This window comes from Methylobacterium sp. Leaf88, from assembly GCF_001422795.1.
Lineage (GTDB): Bacteria > Pseudomonadota > Alphaproteobacteria > Rhizobiales > Beijerinckiaceae > Methylobacterium.
Map to the genome: position 1 here is coordinate 117,887 of NZ_LMMK01000045.1, position 7,325 is coordinate 125,211.

General features: G+C 70.2%; 9 protein-coding genes. 4 read left to right on the forward strand and 5 right to left on the reverse strand.

All coding sequences use genetic code 11. The annotated features are described in order from the left end of the window. Window positions 1–270: 270 nt before the first annotated feature. The 4 genes from ASF20_RS17075 (at window position 271) to ASF20_RS17090 (ending at window position 3,116) form a co-directional block, all read left to right on the forward strand. A complete protein-coding gene (locus ASF20_RS17075) occupies window positions 271–1,128 on the forward strand; it encodes a class II glutamine amidotransferase (RefSeq protein WP_056276083.1) in 858 nt (285 codons plus the stop codon). 150 nt (window positions 1,129–1,278) lie between these two features. Continuing rightward, window positions 1,279–2,019, forward strand: a complete 741-nt coding sequence (locus ASF20_RS17080) for a sigma-70 family RNA polymerase sigma factor (RefSeq protein ID WP_056211709.1) — start codon at window positions 1,279–1,281, stop codon at window positions 2,017–2,019. A 204-nt stretch (window positions 2,020–2,223) separates the two neighbouring features. Beyond that, the gene (locus ASF20_RS17085) at window positions 2,224–2,634 is read left to right on the forward strand and encodes a DUF1236 domain-containing protein (protein WP_056276085.1); all 411 of its coding nucleotides are present in this window, start codon (window positions 2,224–2,226) and stop codon (window positions 2,632–2,634) included. 215 nt (window positions 2,635–2,849) lie between these two features. Next, window positions 2,850–3,116 (forward strand): hypothetical protein, encoded by a 267-nt coding sequence (locus ASF20_RS17090; protein WP_200917582.1) that lies wholly within the window; start codon window positions 2,850–2,852, stop codon window positions 3,114–3,116. 4 nt (window positions 3,117–3,120) lie between these two features. Here the strand turns inward: ASF20_RS17090 and mscL are convergent, their stop codons facing one another. The 5 genes from mscL to ASF20_RS25050 form a co-directional block, all read right to left on the reverse strand. After that, the gene (gene mscL, locus ASF20_RS17095; protein ID WP_056276087.1) at window positions 3,121–3,549 is read right to left on the reverse strand and encodes a large conductance mechanosensitive channel protein MscL; all 429 of its coding nucleotides are present in this window, start codon (window positions 3,547–3,549) and stop codon (window positions 3,121–3,123) included. A 91-nt stretch (window positions 3,550–3,640) separates the two neighbouring features. Next, window positions 3,641–4,513 (reverse strand): phosphatidylcholine/phosphatidylserine synthase, encoded by an 873-nt coding sequence (locus ASF20_RS17100; protein ID WP_056211702.1) that lies wholly within the window; start codon window positions 4,511–4,513, stop codon window positions 3,641–3,643. A 9-nt stretch (window positions 4,514–4,522) separates the two neighbouring features. Further along, the gene (locus ASF20_RS17105) at window positions 4,523–5,233 is read right to left on the reverse strand and encodes a phosphatidylserine decarboxylase (protein ID WP_056211700.1); all 711 of its coding nucleotides are present in this window, start codon (window positions 5,231–5,233) and stop codon (window positions 4,523–4,525) included. A gap of 216 nt (window positions 5,234–5,449) precedes the next feature. Beyond that, window positions 5,450–6,664 carry an MFS transporter gene (locus ASF20_RS17110; RefSeq protein ID WP_056211698.1) on the reverse strand — a complete coding sequence of 405 codons (1,215 nt, stop codon included), beginning with the start codon at window positions 6,662–6,664 and terminating at the stop codon, window positions 5,450–5,452. A gap of 237 nt (window positions 6,665–6,901) precedes the next feature. Then, a partial coding sequence (locus tag ASF20_RS25050) for a methyl-accepting chemotaxis protein (protein WP_244476466.1) occupies window positions 6,902–7,325 on the reverse strand: 424 nt, incomplete at its 5' end.

Consider the following 7,325-nt stretch of genomic DNA (forward strand, 5'->3'; position numbering starts at 1 on the left):
GCTTAGAGGATCGTCCCCGGCGGCGAAAGCGCGGGGGCGCACCTCGGCGGGCCGGACCGCCCTTCTCCGCTGCCCTTCTCCGCCGCCGTTCCCGATCATCGCCCGGCGCGACGCCGGCGGCGCGGACCCAGCGCGCACTCCGGACGTTTCAGGCGGATTAGCGGCTCCCGCGGGCGGGAAAATCCTCTAGAGTGGGTCGCCCGGCGCCCCCAGGGGTCCGCCGCCCCGCAACGTCCTCCCTCCGTCCCTCGCGAAGTCCCCCGAACCTCCATGTGCGAACTGCTCGGCATGAGCGCGAACGTGCCCACGGATATCCGCTTCTCCTTCGCCGCCCTGGCGCGGCGCGGGGGCGAGACCGGCCCGCATGCCGACGGCTGGGGCATCAGCTTCTACGAGGGACGCGGCGCCCGCGCCTTCCACGAGCCGGAACCGAGCGCGCAGTCGGAGCTCGCCCGGCTCCTGCGCCGGACGCCGATCAAGAGCCGCATCGTCATCGCCCACGTGCGCAAGGCCAATCGCGGCCGGGTCAACCTCGAGAACACCCATCCCTTCAGCCGCGAATTGTGGGGCCGACGCTGGACCTTCGCGCACAATGGCCAGCTCAAGGGCGTGAAGAAGTGGCCCCTGACCTGGTTCAAGCCGGTCGGTTCCACGGACAGCGAGCACGCCTTCTGCTGGATGCTCGACCAGCTGCAGCAGCGCTGGCCCGACCTGCCGAGCCCGGCCCGCATCGACCGGGCCGTGGCGGACCTCTGCGCGGCCCTGCACGGCCTCGGCGTCTTCAACATGCTGCTGTCGGACAGCCGCACCCTCTACGCCCATTGCGGCAAGCGCCTGTGCTACCTGACCCGCCGTGCCCCCTTCGGCACCGCGACCCTGGTGGACGAGGACTGGCGGGTCGATTTCGCGCAGGAGACCGGCGCGAAGGATGTCGTCACGGTGATCGCCACGAAGGCCCTCACCCGCGACGAGTGCTGGACCGACGTGGAGCGCGGCCACGTGCTCTCCCTGCGCGACGGCGTGGTGCGCACCCTCAAGCCGGCCAATGCCCCGGGAGGCTCGTCCAAGGGGGCCTGCGCCAAGGCGATCCCGCGCCCGGACCGGGTCCCGTCCCCCTGCGGCTGTTGATGCGGCGCGGCGCAGAACCGCCACGGTTGTCCGGCGGGATGCGTGGCCGGCCCAGATGCGCTACAACGCCCGACATCAGTTGACCACGCGGGTGCTTCTCGGACGCCTCGGGCCGACACGAAACCTGACCGCCCCAGATTACGACGAGCCATGACACGCGACGTGACCGACACCGCCCCCGACGCCCTGTCGGCCTCTGCCGATGGCCGGCCGAACCTGTCCTCGAACATCCGGACCCATCTGGGCGAGCACCTGCGCACGGTCTACGACCGCCTGCCCGCGGACGAACAGCCGACCCGCTTCGCCGAACTCATCGCGCAGCTGGAGGCCGCCCTCAAGGCGCGCGGCGAGGCGATCGAGCCCGAGTTCCGCAACGGCCTGCTGGCGGCCGTGCCGTCCCTGCGCGCCTTCGCCCTATCGCTGACGAGCAACCCGGCCCGCTCCGACGACCTCGTGCAGGACACCCTGCTGAAGGGCTGGCAGCACCGCGCCCGCTTCCAGCCGGGCACCAACCTGAACGCCTGGCTGTTCACGATCCTGCGCAACATCTTCTACTCGGACCACCGCAAGCGCGTGCGCGAGGTCGAGGACCAGGACGGCTCCTACGCCGCCCGCCTCGCCACCGCCCCGCACCAGGGCGACCGCCTCGACGTCGAGGACCTGCAGACGGCTCTGGGCAAGCTGCCGCCGGACCAGCGCGAGGCGCTGGTGCTCGTCGGCGCCGAGGGCGTCTCCTACGAGGAGGCCGCGGCCATCATGGGCTGCAAGGTTGGCACCGTGAAGAGCCGCGTCAGCCGGGCCCGCGGGCGCCTCGCCGAGCTCCTGGGCTACGACGAGGAGGACCTGAGCTCGGACCGGCTGATCCAGTCGGCCATGCCCAAGGAAGCCTGATCCCGCCCGGGGAAGTCCGATCCCGGCAGCCCGCGACCGCCGGCCCGTAAGGGGTCCAGCCGCGGCCGCCGGCGCGGCGGACAAGGCCCTCCGCTCCGTTCGGTCCCGGAACTTTCGACGCATCCCTTCCGGGAGTTGGACGTTACTGCCCTGAACCCGGCAGCGCTTCACAGCGTCGCGGGATCCTCGTTCAGGAGCTTCACGATGAACTTCAAGACCCTTCTCGCCGCTTCCGCGATCGCCCTCAGCCTGCCCATGGCCGCCCAGGCGCAAGGCCTGGTGCGCGGCGCCGAGCGCGGCGCCCAAGAGGGCGCGGATGCGGCCGGCCCGGTCGGAGCGATCGTCGGCGGCGCGGTCGGCGCGGCGACCGGCACGGTCGGCGGCATCCTCGGGGTCGATGACCGTCCCCGCTTCCGTCAGTATGTCACCCGCGAGCGTCGCTCGTCCTACGACTACAACGGCGACGTCCGCGTCGGCGCCGTGCTGCCGAACTCGGGCGTGACCTATTACGATGTCCCCGCCGAGTACAACGCCCGCGGCGCCCGCTACACCATCGTCAACGAGCGTCCGGTGCTGGTCGACCGCAGCCACCGCATCGTCGAAGTGATCGACTAAGGATTTCCGCCGCGCCCTCGGCGCGGGGATTGATCGAGGCCTCCGGCGACGCCCTCGCCGGAGGCCTTTTTCTGTTCGGACCAGTTCATCTCCGCCCTCCCCCGGTGGCCTTCGGACGATGACCGGTGCAACACTTGACGATCTCGGCCGTTACTCTTCCCGGTACGCGTCGCGTGGGTACGAATTTGTCGATGGACGCGAGGGATACCCAGACAATGGCAGACGATTCCACGCTCGACCCGGCCCTTCCCGAGCCGGTCCGCGATCATCTCGGCCAACAGCTGCGGACGGTGTTCACCACCGGCGAGACCGTCCCGGACTATCTCGGCGATCCGGCCGCCCCGGAGGCTTTCGCCCCCCAGCTGAAGCGGCTTGAGGTACGGCTGAAGACCCACGAGGAGGGCACGGTCGCGGTCGAGCAGGCCCTCGAGGGCCTGCTCGGCGACCTCGGGGCGGCCCCGAAGCCCGACGAAGCCCCCTAGATCGTCAGACCCTCGACCTGGTCGCCAGGATGTCGCGGATCTCGGAGAGAAGCTTCACGTCGGCCGGCACTTCGGCCACGGCCTCGGGCTTGGCCTCCTCCTTGCTCACGAGGCGGTTCATCGCCCGGATCACGAGGAACAGCACGAAGGCCACGATGAGGAAGTTGAGCGCCACGGTGATGAACTGGCCGTAGCCGATCACCGCGCCCTGTTTCTTCGCGTCGACATAGGCCGCACCCTTCTGCACGCTCGATGACAGCGCGATGTAGTAGTTCGAGAAGTCGAGACCGCCGGTGATCGCGCCGATCATCGGCATGAACAGGTCCTGCACCGCCGAGGTCACGATGGCTCCGAAGGCGGCACCGATGATCACGCCGACGGCGAGGTCGACGACGTTGCCGCGCAACGCGAACTTCTTGAACTCCTCGAGCATCGACCCGCCCCCGCATGCTTCGTGCCCGGACGAAGCTTCCGGGCCGCGATCAACTTAGACGATGACAACCTGGGAGCGACAGCGCCCTGCGTCAGCTGTCCACGGCCCGATCGTGGGCCGGCCTCGCCCGTTCGGAGAGATCGTCGGCCGCAGCGAGCGCGGCGGAGCCCTGCCCCTCCGCCTTGGCGCGGCGGCGATACTGCGCCGCCCCGATCGGCAGGGTGATGAGGTAGCCGAGCGCCAGCGCCACCATCGCCTCGAACGGGAAGCTGATGAACAGGCCGAAGGCCGCCACCACCACGAGGAAGATCGGCAGCACCCAGTCCCGGGGCACGCGCTTGCCCATGGTCTTGCCCGAGAAGGTCGGCACGGTGGAGACCACCAGCAGGGCGATGCAGAGCATGTAGCCCAACACCACGGGGGCCGCCCAGTGCTCCATCGGCAGGCCGAGGAAGTTGAGGTAGAGCGGCAGCATCGCGGTGAGCGCCCCGGCGGGTGCCGGCATGCCGACGAAGAAGTCCTTCTTCCAGGCCGGGCGGTTGGGATCGTCCAGCATCGCGTTGAAGCGGGCGAGCCGCAGCGCCATGGCGATGGCGAAGATCAGCGCGACGATCCAGCCGACCGAGCGCAGCTCCTTCAGGGCGAACCCGTACAGGATCAGCGCCGGCGCACAGCCGAAATTGACGAAGTCCGCCAGGGAGTCGAGCTCCGCCCCGAAGCGCGAGGTGCCCTTGAGCATCCGGGCCACGCGTCCGTCGATGCCGTCGAGGAAGGCAGCGGCCACGATGGAGATCACCGCGGGCTCGAACTTGCCCTCGAAGGCCAAGCGGATCGCCGTCAGCCCGAGGCAGAGCGCCATCAGGGTGATCATGTTCGGTGCGATCATCCGGAACGGCACCGGCTTGAATCGGCGCGGCCGGGGCTCGTTGGCATCGGGGGCGAAGGGCGGGAACAGGTCGTCCATGGGAACCCCTCAGATGCGCCGGAACGTGCGCTCGGGCCCGCCGCCGAGATCGGCGAGCACGGTCTCGCCCGCCACGGCCTTCTGGCCGAGGCCGACGAGCACGCGAGTGCCGACCGGAAGGTAGACGTCGACGCGCGAGCCGAAGCGGATGAGGCCGAAGCGCTCGCCGACGTTCAGAGTGTCGTTGGCGTGGACCCAGCCGACGATGCGGCGCGCCACCAGCCCGGCGATCTGCACCACGCCGATGCGCAGGGGCGCGCCCTTGTGGGTCGTCTCCATGACGAGGCCGTTGCGCTCGTTGTCGTCGCTGGCCTTGTCGAGCTCGGCGTTGAGGAACAGGCCCGGCGTGTAGTGGATCTGCCCGATCCGACCCGTCACCGGCACGCGATTCACGTGGCAGTCGAACACGTTCATGAAGACCGAGATGCGCAGCATCGGCTCCTGCGGCAGGTCGAGCTCCGGCGGGGGCAGCACCGTCGAGATGAGGTTCACCCGCCCGTCCGCCGGCGAGACCACGAGGCCGTCGCCCACGGGAGTGATCCGCTCGGGGTCGCGGAAGAAGTAGCAGACCCACAGGGTCAGGATCAGGAAGATCCAGCCGAGGAACTGCGCGAAGTAAGCGCCGATCACCGTCAGCACGATGCCGATGACGATGAAGGGATAGCCCTCCTTGTGGATCGGCACGAGCGTCCGGCGAATCGTCTCGAGGAGATCGGTCATGGGTCTTTCGGACTGCTTTCGTCTGGTGGGCGCCCCCGGAAGGCTCCCTGGGCAGGGGCCCCCTCATAAGGCACGGAGCGGCGTCCGTCATACGGTTTCGGATCAGGGACGCGCGAGGCATCCCCTCGCGGTTTCGGATCAGGGACGCGCGAGGCATCCCATCGCGGTTTCGGATCAGGGACGCGCGAGGCCCCGCCGGCAAACCGGGGACGGGTGTCAGCCATCGGCCTGGACGAGGGGCGGCAGGCGCGCCAGCCGCAGGGCGATCGCCAGCGCGAGGCCGTAGAGGGTCGCGAAGAACGCCACCACGCCGACCCAGCCCGCATGGGCGAAGAACCAGCCCCCGGCGGTGCCGAGCACCGAGGAGCCGAGATAATACAGGCACAGGTAGATCGACGAGGCCTGGGCCCGGTCGCGCAGGGCCCGGCGCCCAACCCAGCTGCTGGCCACGGAATGCGCGCCGAAGAAGCCCACGGTGACAAGGACGATGCCGAGGATGATCAGGCCGAGATGGGCGGAGAGCGTCAGGGTCACGCCCGCGAGGCCCAGGAGGATGGCGAGCCACAGCACCTTGCGCCGCCCGAGCCGGCTCGCGATCTCGCCGGTCAGCGCCGAGGAGACGGTCCCGAACAGGTAGACGACGAAGATCGCCCCGATGGCGCTCTGGCTGAGGGAGAAGGGCGGATCGAGCAGGCGAAAGCCGATGTAGTTGTAGATGCAGACGAAGCCGCCCATCAGCAGGAACGCTTCGGCGAACAACCAGGGCAGACCGGGATCGCGGAAGTGCTGACCGAAGGTGCCCGGCACCTCGCGCCAGCGCATCCGGTTCGCCCGGAAGCGCCGCGAATCCGGCAGCAGGTAGACGAAGGCGATGGCGGCGAGGAGCGCCAGCACGCCGATGGTGCCGAGGCCCCAGCGCCAGGAGGCATGGTCGGCGATGATGCCGGTGAGCAGGCGACCGACCATGCCGCCCGCCGCGTTCCCGCCGATGAGCAGCCCCATCGAGAGGCCGATGGCACGCCCGTGCATCTCCTCGCCGAGATAGGCCATCGCCACGGCCGGCAGGCCGGAGGCGGCGAGCCCCGTGAGCGCCCGCAGGGCGAGGAAGCCGTGCCAGCTCGGCACCAGGACCGCGACGATGGTGAGGAGCGCCGAGGCGAACAGCGAGGCCACCATGATGGGCTTGCGGCCCCAGACTTCCGAGAGGGGGCTGACCACCAGGAGCGCGATCGCCAGCATGGCGCAGGGCAGCGACAGGGCGAGGCTGCTCTCGGCCGGAGAGACCGCGAAGTCGTCGGCGAAGATGGGCAGCAGCGGCTGCACGCCGTAGAGCACCGCGAAGGTGGAGAACCCGGCGGCCCCCAGCGCGATGGCGGTGCGGCGGAAGGCCGGGGTTCCGGCCTCGATCAACCGCTCGCTCGCCTCGTCCATGAATGCTCCTGCGGAGTCGGCCCGGAAGCCGTGACACGCCGCAGCGGATGATCTCGCCCGGCCACCGGCCCCTCGCGAACGGGAGCCGAAGGCAGCGGAGCCCCGAGGGCCCGCGCTGCCGAGGCGGGTATATAGGCCGGGCCGACGATGGGGAAACCGCACCGGCGCCCGCCATGGCAGGCGGCGCCGGATGTCCCCGAAGCCGCCCGGTGCCCTCGGAGGCACTGGTCGGGCTGCTCAGGCTGCCCGGACGGTGGCGAGGAAGCGGGCGACCTCGGCGCCGAGATGCTCGGACTGGCGCGAGAGTTCGCTGGCGGAGGACAGCACCTGGGCGGCCGCGGCGCCGGTCTCCTCGGCGGCCCCCGCTACGCTCACGATGTTGGAGGTCACCAGTTCGGTGCCGACCGCCGCCTGCGAGACGTTGCGGACGATCTCCCGGGTGGCCGCCCCCTGCTCCTCCACCGCCACCGCGACGGTGGTCGACACGCCGCTGATCTCCCGGATGCGGTCGGTGATGCTGCCGATGGCCGAGACCGCCTGTCCGGTCGAGCCCTGGATCTGACCGATCTGGGTTCCGATCTCCTCGGTGGCCCGGGCGGTCTGGTTGGCGAGCTCCTTGACCTCCGCCGCCACCACCGCGAAGCCCCGGCCCGCCTCGCCG